Here is a 17315-nt window from a genome sequence, read left to right as displayed (position 1 = left end):
TTCTTTCGGGAAGGTGTAACCGCAGACCGCGGGCCCCGTCAAATGCAGCGCAACACGGCGCCCGGCGCGCGGGCGCCGGACCGCTCAGCGCACCCCGTGCATCAGCCGGTTGATCAGCGGCGCCAGCAACAGCAGCAGCACGCCCGAACCGAGCAGCACCGAGAAGCAGAAGCCGAAGCCGGACAGCGCCGAGGCCACCGTCATGCCGTGCGCGCCGCTGATCGAGCGCGCCACCAGGCCGGAGAAGTCACCACCGACGGCCAGCGACAGGAACCAGCCGCCCATCGCCAGGCCGACGAAGCGCGGCGGCGCCAGCTTGGTCACCATCGACAGGCCGATCGGCGACAGGCACAGCTCGCCCAGTGTCTGCATCACGTAGCACAGCACCAGCGGCCAGAACGGGATCAGCCCGGCGGGGCCGAGCAGTTCCTTCAGCGCATACACCAGCACCACGAAGCCCAGCCCGTTGAAGATCAGGCCGAAGCCGAACTTGCGCGGGATCGACGGCTCCGCGTCGCGCCGCGCCAGCGCGCCCCACACCAGCGTCAGCAGCGGCGCGAACACGAGGATCGCCAGCGGCGTCACCGACTGGAACCAGCCGACCGGGAAGATCCAGCCGCCGAACATCCGCCGGTCCACCCAGTTCTCGGCGAGGAAGTTGAGCGAGGTGCCGAACTGGAAGTAGAAGGTCCAGAACAGCACGCTGAAGCCGAACACGATCAGCATGGCGATCACCCGGTGCAGCTGCACGCGGTCGTGGCGCAGCGCCTCGCGGATCAGCACCGCCGCCACGCCCACGAACAGCACGCCGAGCAGCCACTGCAGGCCGTCGGCGCCGACCCAGGCGAGCAGCGCGTAGATCAGCGGCACCGCCAGCGCCGCGCCGAGCAGCACCCACAGCACACGCGCACGGTTCTCCATGCCCGGCAGCGGCCGCCCCACACCCTTCAGGCTGCGCCGGCCGAACCAGAACCACAGCAGGCTGAGCAGCATACCCACGCCGGCGGCGGCGAACACCACGCGGTAGTTCTGCTGCATCGGCGTGTCGCTGAAGGCGGCAGCCATCCAGCCGGTAAGCAGCGGCGCCACAAAGGCACCGGCGTTGATGCCCATGTAGAACAGGGTGAAGCCGCGGTCGCGGCGCGGGTCGTCGCGGCCGTAGAGCTGGCCCACCATGGTGGAAATGTTCGGTTTGAACAGGCCGTCGCCGGCGATCACCAGCGCCAGCCCCAGCATCATCAGCGGCTTGCTCGGCGCCAGCAGGGTGAACAGGCCGGCCGCCATCACCGCCGCACCTAGCAGGATCGAGCGCTGGTAGCCGATCACCCGGTCGGCCACCCAGCCACCGAAGATCGAGGCGGCGTAGATCAGCGCGGTGTAGGCGCCGTAGATGCCGGCGGCCCAACCCTGCCCCGCCGGGTCGCCGTGGAAGAACTGCGCCACGATGTACAGCACCAGCGCCCAGCTCACGCTGTAGTAGGCGAAGCGCTCCCAGAACTCGGTCATGAACAGCATCCACAGCGGGCGCGGATGGCCGAGCAGTTGCGGGTAATCGGGCGCGCTGCCGGCGTCGATGGTCTGGTTCATGCGTTCCCCAGTGGTCCGTGGCGTGTGGGTGGATGTTATGAAAAGTGCGGCCATGGATGGCCGCCCGTTTGATCCTCGCGAGCAGGGATGATCGCAAGGATTGTCGTGAAAAGTGCGGCCATGGATGGCCGCCCGTTTGATCCTTGCGATCAGGGATGATCGCAAAGATCAGGCCTTCAGCTGCCGAGGACGGTGCGCACGTCCAGCAGTTCCGGGAAGAATTCCAGGTCCAGCGCCTTCTTCAGGAACGCCACGCCGGACGAACCGCCGGTGCCGCGGCGGTGGCCGATGATCCGCTCCACCGTCTTCATATGGCGGAAGCGCCACAGCTGGAAGCTCTCCTCCACGTCCACCAGCTGTTCGCACATGTGGTATTCGGGCCAGAACTCCGCGCGATCCTCGTAGATGCGCTTGAGCACCGGCAGCAGCGCCTCGTTGCGCCGGTAGGCTTCGGTCCAGTCGCGCTGCAGCAGCGCGGCCGGCACCGCGTGGCCACGTCGCGCCAGGTAGCGCAGGAACTCGTCGTACAGGCTGGGCGCCTGCAGCACCGCGCGCAATTCCGCCTGCGCGGCCGGGTCGTGGGCGAACACCTTGAGCATGTCGGCGTTCTTGTTGCCCAGCAGGAATTCGATCTGGCGATACTGCAGCGACTGAAAGCCGGACGACGGCCCCAGCACACCGCGGAACTCCAGGTACTCCGCCGGGGTCAGCGTTTCCAGCACCGCCCACTGCTCGAACAGCTGGCGCTGCACCTGCTTCACCCGCGCAAGAATCTTCAGGCAGGCATCGATGTCATCGACCCGCAGGTGCGCCAGCGCCGCCTTCAACTCGTGGATCAGCAGCTTCATCCACAGCTCGGCCACGTGGTGCTGCACGATGAACAGCATCTCGTCGTGATGCGGCGGCTGGCTGAGCGGGCGCTGCGCGGACAGCAGCGTGTCCAGGTGCAGGTAGCCGCCATAGGTGATCTGTCCGTTGAGGTCGGTCCGGATGCCCGCTTCGAGATCGCGCTGGTTGTCGCTCATGCTGTTCCGTCACACGCCGAAAGGATCATGGTAGCGGCTGGAGGCACCGCCGCGCCCGCCCGTAAGCAGGAATCACGCGGATGCATGCACTCCCGTACGGCTCCGCATGCTGCGCTGTACCTTGCAGCGCAACATGCCAGCCTGCTATCAAGCGCGGTCTTGTCCGGTCGTCTTGCGCGTGCCGCAGGCTTCCGGACACGCCAGTTCCAGGCTTTCCCCATTCCTCACTCCGGAGCGAGTCGTGACCATCGCCGCCAAGTTTGAAATCGAATATCTGCAATACCTCGATGCCGAGGGCAAGCAGGTACGTGATGATCTGCCCGAGTTCGCGAAAGACCTCGGCCACATGGTCGAGCTGTACAAGCTGATGCTGTCGACCCGCGTGTTCGACGCCAAGTCGATCGCCCTGCAGCGCACCGGCAAGCTGGGCACCTATGCCAGCTGCCTTGGCCACGAGGCCGCGCACGTGGGCATCGGCAGCGCGATGCGGCCGGAAGACGTGTACGCGCCGAGCTATCGCGAATACGGCGCGCAGCTGTACCGCGGCGTGCAGCCGCGCGAGGTGTACATGTACTGGGGCGGCGACGAGCGCGGCAACGACTACCAGAAGGAACCGGCGCGGCACGACTTCGCCTGGTCGGTGCCGATCGCCACGCAATGCCTGCACGCGGCGGGTTCGGCGCTGGCGTTCAAGATCCGCGGCGAGAAGCGCGTGGCGGTATGCACCATCGGCGACGGCGGTTCGTCCAAGGGCGACTTCTATGGCGCCATCAACATCGCCGGCGCGCAGAATCTGCCGCTGGTGGCAGTGATCGTCAACAACCAGTGGGCGATCTCGGTGCCACGCAAGATCCAGTCCGGCGCGCCGACGCTGGCGCAGAAGGGCATCGCCGCCGGCCTGTTCTCGATCCAGGTGGACGGCAACGACATCATCGCCGTGCGCAAGGCGATGGAGGATGCACTGGAGCGCGCGCGCAGCGGCCAGGGCGGCAGCGTGCTCGAACTGGTCACCTACCGCCTCGGCGACCACACCACCGCCGACGACGCGCGCCGCTATCGCGGCGAGCAGGAAGTGAAGGACGGCTGGGCGAAGGAACCCATGAAGCGCCTGCGCAACTGGCTGGTGGCGAAGAAGGTGTGGGACGACGCGAAGGAAGAGGCCTGGAAGGCCGAGTGCGACGAGTGGATGGACAACGAGGTGAACGCCTACCTCGAGACCAGGACCCAGCCGGTCTCGGCGATGTTCGACTACACCTTCGCCGAAGTCCCCGCCGATCTCGCGAAACAGCGCGACTACGTCCTCTCGCTTGAAAACAAGGCCCACTGAGTCATGGCACAGATCACTCTCATCGAAGCGGTTACCCAGGCGCTCGCCTACGAGATGGCGCACGACCCGAGCGTCGTGGTGCTGGGCGAGGACGTGGGCGTCAACGGCGGCGTGTTCCGCGCCACCCAGGGCCTGCAGGAGAAATTCGGCGAACTGCGCGTGCTCGACACGCCGCTGGACGAAACCACCATCGCCGGCGTCACAGTCGGCCTCGCCGTGCAGGGCATGAAGCCGGTGGCCGAGGCGCAGTTCGAAGGCTTCATCTACCCGATGATGGAGCAGATCGCCTGCCACGCCGCGCGCATGCGCAACCGCACCCGCGGCCGCCTCACCGTGCCGGCCGTATGGCGCGCGCCGTGGGGCGGCGGCATCCGTGCGCCGGAGCATCACTCCGAGGCGAACGAGCACCTGTTCACCAACATCCCCGGCCTGCGCGTGGTGATGCCGTCCTCGCCAGCGCGTGCCTACGGCCTGCTGCTGGCCGCGATCCGCGATCCGGATCCGGTGATGTTCTTCGAACCCAAGCGCATCTACCGCCAGTACAAGGAAGAAGTGCCGGACGACGGCGAGGCGTTGCCGCTGGACGTGTGCTTCGTGCTGCGCGACGGCGCCGACGTGACCATCGTGACCTGGGGCGCGCAGGTGAAGGAAGCGCTGGAAGCCGCCGATGCACTGGCCGCCGAAGGCATCAGCGCCGAGGTGATCGACGTGGCCACGCTGACCCCGCTGGACTTCGACACCATCGCCGAGTCGGTGCAGAAGACCGGCCGCTGCGTGATCGTGCACGAGGCGCCCAAGACCGCCGGCTTCGGCGCCGAGATCGCCGCGCGCGTCGCCGAGGAATGCCTGTACGACCTGCTCGCCCCGGTCGAGCGCGTCACCGGCTTCGACACGCACATCCCGCTGTTCCGCCTGGAGATGAAATACCTGCCGAGCGTGGAACGCGTCGTCGACGCGGCGAAGCGCACGCTGGCGGCGTCATAATCGGCGCAGAAACGCCGCGTGGGGCGGGCACTGCCCGTCGCACTACCGCACGTGGCCGCGCAAGACCTGAGCAAAAGCCGGCGGGCAGTGCCCGCCCTACCATACGGATCCGACCTCATGGCTGATATCAAGACGTTCTACCTCCCCGACCTCGGCGAAGGCCTGCCCGACGCGACCGTGGTCGAGTGGCACGTGAAGGTGGGCGACAGCATCAAGCTCGACGCGCCATTGTGCTCGATGGAAACCGCCAAGGCGGTGGTCGACGTGCCCTCGCCGTACACCGGCAAGGTCGTCAAGCTGCACGGTGCACCCGGCGACATCATCGAGACCGGCGCCGCGCTGGCCGATTTCGAGCCCGATCCGAACGCGAAGCAGCGCGCCGAGGCCGAAGCCACCGGCCACCATCATGGCCCGAAGAAGACCGAAGCCGCACCGGCACCGGTACCCGCCGCGACCAAGGCCGATCGCGAGGACGAAGGCACCGTGGTCGGCGCGATGGTCAGCGGCAACGCCGTGCACGTCGAACAGGCCGCCAGCATCGGTGGCGTGAAAGCCGTGCCGGCGGTGCGTGCGCTGGCGAAGAAGCTCAAGGTCGATCTCGCCCGCGTGCGCCCCAGCGGCGCCGATGGCGTGGTGACCATGCAGGACGTGAAGGACGCCGCCGCCAACGGCAGCGCCGCCCTCGGCGCCGCCCCGGCACGCGCGGTGCCCGCCTCGGCCGGCCGCCACCTGGCGCCGGAACTGCCGCAGCCGGAGCCGCAGCGCGGCCCGGTCTCGCTGGCCGGCAAGCCGGTGCGCACCTCGCCACCGAGCGTCAGCGCCAGCGGCCAGCCGGAGCAGTTGAAGGGCGTGCGCCGCAACATGGCCCGGGTGATGGCCGACGCGCACGCGCAGGTCGTGCCGACCACGCTCGTCGACGACGCCGACCTGCACGCCTGGATCGGCAAGCAGGACATCACCGCGCGCCTGATCCGCGCCATCGCGTTCGCCTGCAAGACGGTGCCGGCGCTGAACGCGTGGTTCGACGGCAAGAACCTCAGTCGCACCCTGCATCCGCATGTCGACATCGGCATCGCGGTGGACACCGACGACGGCCTGTTCGTGCCCGCGCTGCGCAATGCCGACGTGCTCGACGGTGCCGGCATCCGCGCCGCGATCAAGCGCCTGCGTTCGCAGGTCGAGGATCGTTCGATCCCGGCCTCGGAACTGTCCGGCTACACCATCAGCCTCAGCAACTTCGGCATGTTCGCCGGCCGCTACGCAACGCCCGTCGTCGTACCGCCGACTGTCGCCATCGTCGGCGCCGGCAAGCTCAGCCACGACGTGGTGGCGGTGATCGGCGGCATCGAGGTGCACCGGCGCATGCCGCTCAGCCTCACCTTCGACCACCGCGCCGCCACCGGCGGCGAGGCCGCGAGGTTCCTCAAGGCGATGCTGGACGATCTGGCGCTGCCGAACTGATCAGAGCAGTTGTCATGCGGCAAGAACGGACGCCTCGAGGCGTCCGTTTTTTTCTGCGCACTCATGCAAACTCCGGCAGGAGCCCGCTGGCGGGCGATGCTTTTATCTGGACTCGAGAAAGCATCGCCCGCCAGCGGGCTACTGCGATGGAGATGCAGGTCAGTAATCGCGCACGTCCAGCAGCATGAAACAGCGCGCGACGTAGTCACTGCCGCGAGGCCACGGCACGGCGGCCAGCGCCAGCGTCCCGGCCGTCCAGGGCTCGTTGTCGAGCAGCGCCTCGCAGCGCGAATCGCCCGCCGCGGCATGGCTGTGCACCAACCGCAGCCAGTGCAGTTCGGGGCTCAGCGCCTCGCGCTGCAGTGCCGCCTCGATCGACGCCAGCGCTTCGGCCGGCATGCTCGCGGCACCTGCGCCGCGCACGCCGAACGGACCGATGAACACGTCCCACGTGCGCACGCCGATATCCCAGGCGGCAATCCGCATCCTGCGGTCGTCGGTGACGTACCAGCACGCCGCCAGCAGCACATGGAACGCGCTCTGCTCGAACGCATGCAAAGCATCACGACAGCCGGTGTCGCCACCGCCGCTGCCGGCGAAGCTTTCCTCGATGTGGCGCTCCTCGCTCAGCACCACGTCGAGGTCGAGCCGGCCGGGCTCGCCCGGCGGCCCCTCCTGCCAGCTGGCCCGCACCGCCGGAAAATCACCGTCGGTGACCAGCCAGCCGTCCTCGTCCACCTCCAGTTCGACATCGTGGCGTTCGAACAGCCGCAACAGGTACTTCTGCAGTGCCGTATCGTCCATCGTCATTCCTTGCCGGCGGCGTCATTCGCCGGGGGCAGCTCGCACCATGTGAGGTAGACGCGCAGGTCGAATTCGCGCTGGTGGTAGTCCGGCAGCATGTGCGTGCACAGCTGGTAGAACGCCTTGTCGTGATCGCTTTCCTTCAGGTGCGCCAGTTCATGCACCACGATCGTCTGCAGGAACTCCGGCGCGGCGGCCTTGAAGAGGCTGGCCACGCGGATCTCCTTCTTCGCCTTGAGCCGGCGCCCCTGCACGCGCGAGATCGCGGTGTGCAGGCCCAGCGCGCGCTGCACCACGTCGAGCTTGCTGTCGTACAGCACCTTGTCGATGCCCGGCGCGTTCTTCAGGTGCTGCAGCTTCAGCGACGCCACGTAGGCATACAGCGCCTTGTCGCTCTGCACTTCATGGCGGCCCGGATACCGCTGCGCCAGGTGCTCTCCCAGGCGCTCCTGCGCGATCAGAATACGCACCTTGTCCTGCAAGGTGGCGGGATAGGCCTGGAGGTACCGGAGCGGAATCATGCGGGTATTCTCGCACTGCACCGCTTCGCACGTATCGACCACCTGACGGAGGCGTCCATGCACCACAGCCGACTCTGCACCATCGTCATCGATTGCCGCGTCGACGACCTCGCCGCATCCACCGCTTTCTGGAGCCAGGCGCTCGGCAAGCCGATCGCCGCGCCCGACCAGGACGGCGACGGCCGCTATGCCGAGCTGGCAACCGACGACGACGAACCGGTCATCCTGCTGCAGAAGGTCGAGCATGACAGCCGCGTACACCTGGACATCGAGACCGACGACCTGGAAGCCGAGGCATCGCGGCTGGAGCGGCTCGGCGCGAAGCGCATCGCGTTCGCGCGCAAGCGCTGGTGGGTGATGGAAGCGCCGAGCGGCCACCGCTTCTGCGTGGTGCGGCGGCAACGCGAGGCGTTCGGCCCGCACCTCAACCGCTGGGAGTGAGGGCCGGCGGATTCGCCCGGCGCCTCGCCGAAGTGCCGCGGCCATGCCGGCGGCGGACCCGCGCAAAAAAAGGGGCCGCCCGAAGGCGGCCCCGTCTCCTTTCATCCATGCAGGTCCTGTCCCGCGTGCCTTGCGGGACAGGAGTTCCGGTTTACTGGCAGGTCGAGAACTTGAACGACGCGATCCGCGTGCTCCAGTTGAACGCACCGGTGGTCTTCAGGTACTCGCTGGTATACCAGAACGTGCAGTCATCCACCGGATCGACGGTCATCGCACTGTAGTCACCCCAGCGCGACAGGTTGCTGCCACTTTGCGAACCCAGGCCTTCGATGATGCTGTTCTCGGCCTGCATGGTGTTCAGCGCATCGGTCGCCAGGCGGCCGGTGTAGCGGATGGCCGGGTGGATGCCACTGCTGGAGGCGCTGTAACCCAGTGCCATGTTGCCCTGCTTGTCCATCGCCACCGAGCCCATCCAGCGATAGGTGGTGTCCGGCGAGAAGGTGGACTGCTGATAGACCACCGGCGTGGTGCCCGGGTTGCGGACCTCGTACCAGCGCACGCCCGTGTACGGGTTCTGCCTGGTCGTGCCGACCTTCACCGAATGGGTGACCACCAGCGACTCGTGGTCGGTGAAGTGACGGTAGGCCAGGCGGAACATCAGGCGGTCGGCCAGCGAATCGAGCTTCTGCGACACGCCTGCCTGCGGCACGCAGGTGCCGCCGCCGCATGCCGTGGCGAACGATGCCACCGGAATGGCGACCGGGCCGGTCAGCGTGGTGTTGGCAGTGTTGCTCCAGTCAACGTGGAACTTCCACATGTTGAGCTGGCCCGCGGTGAAGTTCAGCAGGTAGTTCGGCGAACCCGCCGGCGGCGCGGTGGAACCGTCCAGGTCGGCCGGCAGCACGCCGCCGTAGGCGGTGGAGAGCTGGAAGCACTGCTGGGTGGCCGCGGCGCCGCTCAACATGGCATTGCGATCGTAGGCGCACAGCTTCGCGCCGGCGAACGTGTTGCCATTGAACATGTTGAACGTCTCGTAGTACGCATCCGGCCACACACCCATCTTCGGGTAATCCGGGAACGTGCTGCCGTACGGGAACGCGTAGCGGTAGTAGGCACCGGTGGCGTCGCTGGTGGCGGAGACCGCCACGCACTCGAAGTACGGCGCGGCAGTGACCGCGAACTGCGAGATCACCCAGCGGCCGGCCGCCTTGTCGTAGACCACGGTGGCGTCACCGTCGTTGTCCGCTTCGCAGGGACCGCCGAAACCGGACCACAGGGTCTTGGTGGCCACCGGGCCGTAGGTCACCGACTTGGTCGCCTTGTCGAACACGGCAAAGCCGCTGTTGACGATCTGCACGTACTGGGTGGCACCGACGGCACCATTGGTGTCCGGTGGCGCGCTGTTCACGGTGAACGTGCCTTGCGGCCCGCTGAAGCCATTGCCGACGCCATCCACGCCGGAACCGAGCGTGGGTGCGGCAACGCCGGTGGTCGTGCTTTGCACCGCGCCGTCGCCCGGTGTGCCGGGGCCGTCCAGCCAGGGCAGCGGGCGTGCCGGATGGCTGCGACCGCTCTTGGAGAAATCGTCCGGTCGCGGCATGGTGCCGCGCAGCGAATGCAAGGTGTCGTGTTGCGCCGAAGTGACTTCGGGTGATCCGATGGTGTCGGCGTGGGCGATGCCCACGGCGGCCAGGCTGACGGCTGCGCACAGCACGACGCCAACGCCTCCCAATTTGCATGGTGACATGTAATCCCCTCCAGTGAAGATGCATGGATCTATCGAAAGGATCGGGTCACGCGTACGGCACCCGCAACTGCCGATGATCCGGCGCTACGCGCAAACCGATGATGACCAGCCGTCCCGCGACATGCCTTGTCATGGCTCCCCACGGCTGGTGGCCGAGTATCCCACGGAAAATCCTGCCGGCGTCCGGCAAGTGCATGATCCGCAATATTTTACGGATTACTCTGTGCGCCACTTCCGGTTCTTGTGGACTGTCGCCCACGCATGACGCGGCTCTGCTCAGCCTGCACCGCGGCGGAAGATGATGCGACGCACGATCATCGCCACCGCCAGCACGGCGACACAGGCGCCATAGCCGTACAACGCCGGCAGCACCTGCTGCCAGATCGCGCCGCTGGCCGGACCGAACTCGCCGGCGACCGGCTTTCCGGCCCCTTCGAACCCCAGCACGGCGCCTTGCACCGTGGCCACCGCAGCGAGCAGCAGGGCGGTGAAATCGAAGATCCGCCGTCCCGGCGTGCGCGGCAGGTTCTTCGGGTAGGCCCAGTAGGCCCAGCCGAGAATCAGCAGCCACGGGGCGAGCAGCAGGATGGCGAGATAGCGCATGGATCACGGACTCCGCGGGAAAAGGGACTCGCTGCGCCTCACTCCTGCGCGGCGAGGGCGAGCAGATCCAGCGCTTCGCGCAGACGCGCCAGCGCTTCGTCGCGTGCCGGCTCCACGGGATACTCGGGCGTCGTGGCGACCGGCGCCCCATCCAGCTCCAGCACCAGGGCCCGCGGCAGGACCTGCAGCACGGCGGCGGTGCCCAGCCCCTTGAGGCGTTTCTGCAGTGCACCGGCCGCCTTCGGGTCGGCAAACGGCTTCGACAGCAGCAGCTCCTCGCCGTCCGCGGAGAACAGGCGGAAACGGAAGCTGCCGTCGGCATCGCGAAAGCTGGCGAAGCGCGGCATCCTGTCTTGCTTTGGCGCAGCCTTCGTCTGGCCAGCACCTGCCGGAGTGGTCGTCATCGCGCGCAGCCCCAGCACGCCACGCAACGCGGCCACCTTCGGCGTGGCGATCGCGCGGGCTTTCTGCGCACCCTGCCGCAGGATCGTCTCGATCGCGGCGGGGTCCGCCATCAGCGCCTCGTAGCGCTCGCGCATCGGCGCCACGTCGGTTTCGATCCGCTCGTACAGCACCTGCTTCGCCTCGCCCCAGCCGATGCCGTCCAGCAGCGCCTGGCGGAACACCGCGGTCTCGGCCTCGTTGGCGAACGCGCGGAAGATGGTGAACAGCGCGCAGTCGTCCGGATCCTTCGGCTCGCCGGGCAGGCGCGAGTCGGTGACGATGCGCATGATCGTCTCGCGCAGCTGCTTGCTGCCGCCGGCGAACAGCGGGATCGTGTTGTCGTAGCTCTTCGACATCTTGCGGCCGTCGAGGCCCGGCAGCGTGGCCACCTGCTCCTCGATCAGCGCCTCCGGCAGCACGAAGAACTCGTCGCCATGCAGATGGTTGAAGCGCTGGCCGAGGTCGCGCGCCATCTCGATGTGCTGGATCTGGTCGCGTCCCACCGGCACCTGGTTCGCGTCGAACGCCAGGATGTCGGCCGCCATCAGCACCGGGTACATGTACAGGCCGGCGGTGATGCCGGCATCGGCGTCCTCGCCCGCCGCGGCGTTCTTGTCCACCGCGGCCTTGTACGCGTGCGCGCGATTGAGCATGCCCTTCGACGCGATGCAGGTGAGGAACCAGGTCAGCTCCGGGATCTCCGGGATGTCCGACTGGCGGTAAAAGGTGACCCGCTGCGGGTCCAGGCCGGCGGCCAGCCAGGTGGCGGCGATCTCCAGCCGCGAACGCTCGATGCGCGCCGCGTCGTCGCTCTTGATCAGCGCGTGGTAGTCGGCGAGAAAGAAGAACGCATCGACGTCGTCGCGCCGGCTGGCCTCGATGGCCGGGCGGATCGCGCCCACGTAATTGCCCAGGTGCGGGGTACCGGTGGTGGTGATGCCGGTGAGGACTCGGGTATTCATGCTGTGCCGCGCAGGTAAAGCGCCAGTCTACGACATCCGGCAAAACGGCTCGACCGGCCGGCTGCCGCGACCGGCGGCACACCTTCCCAAAAAAATCACGCAAACCGGTCCAGATTCTGCCAACCCTGACCATGGCAAGGAGCTCGAAGCTGATGAGCGGCAAGTTCACGATGTTCACCGGCAAAAACGGCGAGACCTACTTCAACCTCAAGGCCGGCAACGGCGAGATCATCCTCAAGAGCGAGGGATACAAGGACAAGGCCGGCGCACGCAACGGCATCGAGTCGGTGCGCAAGAACGCGCCGGATGCGGCGCGCTACGAGAAGAAGATCTCGACCAACGGCAAGTTCCACTTCAACCTGAAAGCCGCCAATCACCAGGTCATCGGCAGCAGCGAGATGTACGAGAGCGATCGCTCGCGCGATGTCGGCATCGACTCGGTGATGGCGAACGCACCGGACGCCAAGCTGGTCGAGGAATGAGCAATCCTTCGGCGCGGCCCAGCGGGTCGCGCCGAAACCTCTTCGTTCCGGATCAGCGGATCAGCGTGGACTTGCCGAACAGCGACTCGATCAGATCCACCGCCAGTTTCGCGGTCTGGTTGCGCTTGTCGAAGGCCGGGTTCAGCTCGACGATGTCCAGCGACGCCACGCGCCCCGCATCGGCGATCATCTCCATGCACAACTGCGCCTCGCGGTAATTCGGCCCGCCCCGCACGGTGGTGCCCACGCCCGGCGCGATGCTGGGGTCGAGGAAGTCGACGTCGAAGCTCACGTGCAGGTGGGTGTGCTCGTCGAGCCCGGCCAGCGCCTCCTCCATCACGCGCTTCATGCCGATCTCGTCGATATGGCGCATGTCATGCACCTGCATGCTCGCCTCGCGCACCAGCCGCTTCTCGTCCTCGTCGACCGAGCGGATGCCGATGTAGCGGAACACGTCCGGCGTGGTCGCCGGCGTGCTGCCACTGAGCTCGGTGAGGCCCTCCGGGCCGATGCCGCACAGGCATGCCACCGGCATGCCGTGGATATTCCCGGTGGGCGTGGCCTGCGCCGTGTTGAAATCGGTGTGCGCGTCCAGCCACAACACGCGCAGCCGCTTGCCCTCGTCGTGGCAATGGCGCGCCACCGCGGATATCGAGCCGATCGCCAGGGAGTGGTCGCCGCCGAGCACGATCGGCAGGCGCCCGGCCTGCAGCTCCTGGTGGACAGCCGTATAGACGGCCGTATTCCAGGCGATCACCTCATCCAGATGGCGATAGCCGTGCTCGGGCGGCTGCCACGGGTTGAGTGGGCCCTGCAGGTTGCCGCGGTCGATCACCTTCAGTCCGCGGCGCTCCAGTTTTTCCGCCAGCCTGGCCACGCGCAGCGCCTCCGGCCCCATCGCGGCACCACGATGGCCGGCGCCGATGTCGGTCGGCACACCGATCAATGAAACGGTCTGTTTGTCCATATACCTGTGTTTACCTGATGCATGGCGGCAGACGGCGGCCCTCGCCGGACGGAGGCGGCCGCATGCCGCTCCGGGCAACTCGCCGCCGTCCCTGCCGGGAGAGGCCTGCGCGACCGACCCGTCGTGGATCCTCCGGAGTCTACCGGAACGACCCTGCCGCGCCGAGAGACATACCCGGCCTGCAGCGCGCGCCACGCGGCCACGTTACCGTCGGCCCACGCGTCACCGGTACATTCGCTCAACGCTTCTGCTGGCTCGCGGCGTAATCCCAGCCGCCGGCACGTTCGACTGCATGCGTCATGTCCATGGCCATGCCTTGGCCGTCAAGGCTGCTGTCCGCATGGACCCTGCCGCGGATATCGCCTCCGGGCAACCGATCGAAGCGCGCGTCGCCGACCACTCCCGGCGGATCGCCACCGCGGGTCGTGTGGTCGCTGGCTGCATCGCCAGCCTGCCGGCAGTGCCGACCGCGCAGTCCTTCTGCCGCTGCAGCATCGCGCGCATGTCAGGGTCCCCGGACATGCATACGATCCGGGGGGTGGCCTGCTCCGGCGTCGCCCGCACCCGAGATTTCCACGGCGGCGTCCATTCCATCATGTTGCCGGGGTCCGACTGCGCCCATGCGGCTGCGGGCAGCAACAAACGCACGGCACAAAGGCGATGCGGGCCAGCCACGGCCATGATGAGATGGCCATGGACATGATTCCCCGCGATCCGAAACCGGGACGAACCGCCGCGCGCGGTCACGCAACCGCACCTGCTGTTTTACCGTCGATACCCGCTACCGGGGACGTTCGTCTACTGGAGTCCGATCTGGCGACTTCGCGCCAACTCGTCTTCGCGGCGCGAACGCGCGCCCGGGCACCAGGACACAAGATCCCCGCGGTGATAGACCACGCCGGTCCCCTTGTTCCTTGCGATCTTGCCGAACAGCATCCCTGCAAACAGCGACACTCCACGCCAGAAGGCGGAATGTGCAAGCAACGTTTGCATACCAGTCACCCCAAGCTGCCCCTGCGCAGCCGTCGGTGCCGATGCTAGCAAGCTTTCACGCTATGTGCACACGTAGTTCTCATTTTGAAGAGACAGTCCATGTACCGACACGGAAATGTGACAGGTCACCCACACCGGGTGACGAAGCCACCGGAGACCGCGGCCTCACGCCGCAATGCGGCGAGGTGCCCCCGGCGCGGCGTACTGCACCAGGGCGATGGTGAACTCCGCACAGGTCAACTCGACGCTCACCGTGCGGCCCGAGCTGGCATGCTCCTCGCGTGCCAGCCCGCGGGCCAGCCGGATCGCTTGTGCGAAACGCAGCTGGTCATAGAGCAGCGCCTTTCCGCCGCGAATGCACCACAGGCCGTGGCTGCTTTCCTTGATGGTCAAGACAACACGCATCGCCATACCCCCGGACAAGGACGTCGCCCGGAATACCCATCGTCGCCTCCCCGCGGGCGGATGATCGTGTATTCCCAGCGTCGCCCAGTCTGGCGAGAACCGCTCGATATGTATGTCGGCGCCGACCTACACCTGCTGTGCGCACGCGTCCCGGAATGCGGGACGCCGCTATCCCGTCCGGCCCAGGCTTTGCTGTTCCGGATGCGGCACGTGGCCATACTTGGCCAGAATGACCGGCTCGGAATATTCGCCACGATCGACATCGGCCGCCTGCGCGTACACCAGCACGCCATCGAAATGATCCGCCAGGATCTGGCCGCGCGTCAGTGCCAGCTGCTCCAGGCCATGCAGGATCGGCTTGTCCGCGACGACATCCCCGTCCATCTCGTGAAAACCCTGCACCACGTACAACGTGCCCATGTGACGTGCCCTCGCGCTGGTCGATTGCCCAAGGGTGGATTGAACGAAGTCGACGATTCGCGATGGTCGCGTTAAGGGCGGTCGGAGCCATTCAGTATCCGCCCCGGAACGACGAAGGCCGCCCGGGGGCGGCCTTCGAAACCTGCCTTCTTGGTGCCGGCACCCGGATTCGAACTGGGGACCTACTGATTACAAATCAACAAAAGCAGGTTATTTGGGGCTTGGCCTGGCTCAGCCCTGAGGGCAAGAATGGCTCAACCACGCCATTTGTCCGTCCTGCTCAAAGTGCCAAGAGGTGGCAAGATGTCTAACTGGGGGGAGCCATACCGGAGCCATGGAACAGCAGCGGTCGAGATACGCGCTCCGTCCCGGCCCTCCTCCGATGTCCGAAAACGCCCCTATCAATAAGGTGTCCGCAGCCAAGCGCGAGACCATCAAGGTCCAGCTCGGCGCTGCCCAGGTAAAGAGCCTCGACTTCACCCCCAGGCCGATGTCGCCCATCCAGCGGGACGGCCACCGACTGGTCGCCGAGCCCACGCCGTCGCACGTCAAGGACTGGATCGTGCGTGACACCATAGGGTCCCGCTGGATGGTGGTCCCCGTCATCCAGCTCTGACCTGAGCGGCTTTGGAACCGAGTGTCTCGGGCCGTGAGACCGCGCGCGGTAGTATGGGCTTCCAAGGACAGGGAGAACCGCATGCTGCTTTTCGACTTGATCAAGCTGTGGATCCCGGAGTGCCGGCCCGAGAACACGAAGGTCCACCTGGCGCGTTGGAATCAGCACGAAGAGCCTCACGACGTCTATCTCGCGGGCGATTTCGAGGAGTGGCAGCGCTGGCAAAGCAAGCACTACTTCAACCGCGAATATGTGCTGTCGCTGATCCAGCTGCCCACGGATCCCACGCGCTGGGTGTATGTCGGTATTTATCGGCCCATCGGCAAGACCTTCCACGAAGCGACCCCCGAGCAGAGGGACCACTACGTCTACGACTTCGAACGCTTCGCGGCGGCCGATGAGTGGCGCGGGCGTCTCTACGTGCGCAGCCCCTACAAGGAGCGCAATTCTTTCCCCACTGGGGAGCGCCTGGAACAGGAACTGATAGTCGAGGAGCTGACCCGGGAACCGGACATGATGGGGTCCTTCCCTGGTTTCAACCGGGTGGACATCACCATGGCGGAGCTGGACCGCATCGTGCGAAACCACTTGGAATCCTGGCGCTCGGGCCTGTCGTCGGTGAAGGGGATCTACCTCATCACGGACAAGAACGGCTCGCTCTATGTGGGCAAAGCCGACGGTGCCGATGGCATCTGGGAGCGCTGGACCACATATGCGCTCACCACGCACGGCAACAATGTGGCCCTCATGGAAGAGTTCGGCCTGGCCGCACCGCCGGAACGGAAATTCGATCTGAGATTCTCGATCCTTGAAATTGCCCCCAAGACCGCCACAGACCTCGACAAGCGCGAGACGCACTGGAAGCAAGTGCTAGGCTCACGCGTCCACGGCTACAACAGGAACTGACCGACGTCTGGTGATCGCCCGCAATGTTGCGATCCGTGCCGTCCAGGGACTGGTCGAGCTGGATTTGCCCCTGCGTCATGCCCACGTCCACCTGATCGGCCGCCACATCGGCATGGTCGCGGTGAAGGGCCAGCAGTTCATTGATCTTGGCGATGGACTTGTCGCCGAAAGCCAGGGCCTTGTCCCGTTGCTTCTCGATCAGGTCCGGGTTCCACGTGGCTTCCTTTGTCGGGAAACGCTGCAATCGGGCCACCAGCTCCGCCGCGTTGTGTTCGTCCACGAGTTTCTGTCGCGCCGTGTTGATCTGTTGAAGAATCGTGGCGTATTGCTCATCGGTCTTGGACTGGAACCGCTCGAGGTCAATGTGATCGTGCCGATGGTCCAAGTCGCGCTACGGTTCGTGTGACCCAGCCCGTCATCCAACACGAGGGTGGCGCGCCTCCCGTCATATAAGTCCGACACGTTTTGCGTCGTGGCCGTGTCCTTGCCGATTGATTCAACGTGTTGGTTTCACGGGCCGGAATCGGCCAAAACGCGACGGTCGCTACCCGAATTCAATCGCCCCGTAGCGGTCGTTGGCGGGTTGATGCAGCGATCGGTCGTCGCATCCGCGCTCCCAC

The 17315-nt window shown here is 66.5% G+C and carries 19 protein-coding genes; 8 read left to right on the top strand and 11 right to left on the bottom strand.

The window, feature by feature from the left end:
• Window positions 1–84: 84 nt before the first annotated feature.
• The gene (locus DEO45_RS14580) at window positions 85–1587 is read right to left on the bottom strand and encodes a peptide MFS transporter (protein ID WP_114345051.1); all 1503 of its coding nucleotides are present in this window, start codon (window positions 1585–1587) and stop codon (window positions 85–87) included.
• Window positions 1588–1763: 176 nt separating this feature from the next.
• Window positions 1764–2612 (bottom strand): tryptophan 2,3-dioxygenase, encoded by an 849-nt coding sequence (locus tag DEO45_RS14575; RefSeq protein WP_114345048.1) that lies wholly within the window; start codon window positions 2610–2612, stop codon window positions 1764–1766.
• Window positions 2613–2853: 241 nt separating this feature from the next.
• On the opposite strand from DEO45_RS14575, the gene pdhA reads away from it, so the two are divergent.
• From pdhA to DEO45_RS14560, 3 genes are all read left to right on the top strand, one after another.
• The gene (gene pdhA, locus DEO45_RS14570; protein ID WP_114345046.1) at window positions 2854–3939 is read left to right on the top strand and encodes a pyruvate dehydrogenase (acetyl-transferring) E1 component subunit alpha; all 1086 of its coding nucleotides are present in this window, start codon (window positions 2854–2856) and stop codon (window positions 3937–3939) included.
• A gap of 3 nt (window positions 3940–3942) precedes the next feature.
• The gene (locus tag DEO45_RS14565) at window positions 3943–4923 is read left to right on the top strand and encodes an alpha-ketoacid dehydrogenase subunit beta (protein ID WP_114345043.1); all 981 of its coding nucleotides are present in this window, start codon (window positions 3943–3945) and stop codon (window positions 4921–4923) included.
• Between the two features lie 117 nt (window positions 4924–5040).
• Window positions 5041–6384, top strand: a complete 1344-nt coding sequence (locus tag DEO45_RS14560) for a dihydrolipoamide acetyltransferase family protein (RefSeq protein WP_114345040.1) — start codon at window positions 5041–5043, stop codon at window positions 6382–6384.
• A 159-nt stretch (window positions 6385–6543) separates the two neighbouring features.
• Here DEO45_RS14560 and DEO45_RS14555 read toward each other — a convergent pair whose 3' ends face one another.
• Window positions 6544–7188: a DUF6348 family protein gene (locus DEO45_RS14555; protein ID WP_114345038.1), complete on the bottom strand. Its 645-nt coding sequence runs from the start codon at window positions 7186–7188 to the stop codon at window positions 6544–6546.
• Between the two features lie 2 nt (window positions 7189–7190).
• A complete protein-coding gene (locus tag DEO45_RS14550; RefSeq protein ID WP_114345228.1) occupies window positions 7191–7709 on the bottom strand; it encodes a M48 metallopeptidase family protein in 519 nt (172 codons plus the stop codon).
• Between the two features lie 57 nt (window positions 7710–7766).
• Between DEO45_RS14550 and DEO45_RS14545 the strand changes: the two genes are divergently transcribed.
• Window positions 7767–8150 carry a VOC family protein gene (locus tag DEO45_RS14545; RefSeq protein ID WP_114345036.1) on the top strand — a complete coding sequence of 128 codons (384 nt, stop codon included), beginning with the start codon at window positions 7767–7769 and terminating at the stop codon, window positions 8148–8150.
• Window positions 8151–8301: 151 nt separating this feature from the next.
• On the opposite strand, the gene DEO45_RS14540 is transcribed toward DEO45_RS14545, so the two are convergent.
• The 3 genes from DEO45_RS14540 to DEO45_RS14530 all read right to left on the bottom strand — a co-directional run bounded on the left by DEO45_RS14540 (window position 8302) and on the right by DEO45_RS14530 (window position 11906).
• Window positions 8302–9897 (bottom strand): hypothetical protein, encoded by a 1596-nt coding sequence (locus tag DEO45_RS14540; RefSeq protein WP_114345033.1) that lies wholly within the window; start codon window positions 9895–9897, stop codon window positions 8302–8304.
• A gap of 276 nt (window positions 9898–10173) precedes the next feature.
• Window positions 10174–10500: a hypothetical protein gene (locus DEO45_RS14535; RefSeq protein WP_114345030.1), complete on the bottom strand. Its 327-nt coding sequence runs from the start codon at window positions 10498–10500 to the stop codon at window positions 10174–10176.
• 38 nt (window positions 10501–10538) lie between these two features.
• Complete coding sequence (locus tag DEO45_RS14530; protein WP_114345028.1) at window positions 10539–11906, bottom strand: tryptophan--tRNA ligase; 1368 nt, start codon at window positions 11904–11906, stop codon at window positions 10539–10541.
• Window positions 11907–12058: 152 nt separating this feature from the next.
• On the opposite strand from DEO45_RS14530, the gene DEO45_RS14525 reads away from it, so the two are divergent.
• Window positions 12059–12388: a YegP family protein gene (locus DEO45_RS14525; RefSeq protein WP_114345026.1), complete on the top strand. Its 330-nt coding sequence runs from the start codon at window positions 12059–12061 to the stop codon at window positions 12386–12388.
• 52 nt (window positions 12389–12440) lie between these two features.
• Here the strand turns inward: DEO45_RS14525 and rocF are convergent, their stop codons facing one another.
• The 4 genes from rocF to DEO45_RS14510 form a co-directional block, all read right to left on the bottom strand.
• Window positions 12441–13355, bottom strand: a complete 915-nt coding sequence (gene rocF / locus DEO45_RS14520; RefSeq protein WP_114345024.1) for an arginase — start codon at window positions 13353–13355, stop codon at window positions 12441–12443.
• A 297-nt stretch (window positions 13356–13652) separates the two neighbouring features.
• Window positions 13653–14102 (bottom strand): hypothetical protein, encoded by a 450-nt coding sequence (locus DEO45_RS16740; protein WP_223250891.1) that lies wholly within the window; start codon window positions 14100–14102, stop codon window positions 13653–13655.
• A 411-nt stretch (window positions 14103–14513) separates the two neighbouring features.
• Window positions 14514–14741 carry a hypothetical protein gene (locus tag DEO45_RS14515; RefSeq protein WP_223250890.1) on the bottom strand — a complete coding sequence of 76 codons (228 nt, stop codon included), beginning with the start codon at window positions 14739–14741 and terminating at the stop codon, window positions 14514–14516.
• 180 nt (window positions 14742–14921) lie between these two features.
• A complete protein-coding gene (locus DEO45_RS14510; RefSeq protein ID WP_114345021.1) occupies window positions 14922–15173 on the bottom strand; it encodes a hypothetical protein in 252 nt (83 codons plus the stop codon).
• A 382-nt stretch (window positions 15174–15555) separates the two neighbouring features.
• Here DEO45_RS14510 and DEO45_RS14505 point away from each other — a divergent pair, with 382 nt between their 5' ends.
• From DEO45_RS14505 to DEO45_RS14495, 3 genes are all read left to right on the top strand, one after another.
• Window positions 15556–15789: a hypothetical protein gene (locus tag DEO45_RS14505; RefSeq protein WP_147269705.1), complete on the top strand. Its 234-nt coding sequence runs from the start codon at window positions 15556–15558 to the stop codon at window positions 15787–15789.
• Window positions 15790–15870: 81 nt separating this feature from the next.
• The gene (locus DEO45_RS14500) at window positions 15871–16695 is read left to right on the top strand and encodes a GIY-YIG nuclease family protein (RefSeq protein ID WP_114345017.1); all 825 of its coding nucleotides are present in this window, start codon (window positions 15871–15873) and stop codon (window positions 16693–16695) included.
• A 10-nt stretch (window positions 16696–16705) separates the two neighbouring features.
• Entirely contained in the window at window positions 16706–17101 is a 396-nt protein-coding gene (locus tag DEO45_RS14495) for a hypothetical protein (protein WP_114345015.1), read from the top strand.
• Window positions 17102–17315: the final 214 nt, after the last annotated feature.

The sequence above is a fragment of the Rhodanobacter denitrificans genome (genome assembly GCF_003335105.1).
GTDB classification, from domain to species: domain Bacteria; phylum Pseudomonadota; class Gammaproteobacteria; order Xanthomonadales; family Rhodanobacteraceae; genus Rhodanobacter; species Rhodanobacter denitrificans_A.
The sequence above is the reverse complement of the archived record's forward strand: the minus strand, read 5'-3'. Positions and strand labels throughout refer to the sequence as shown.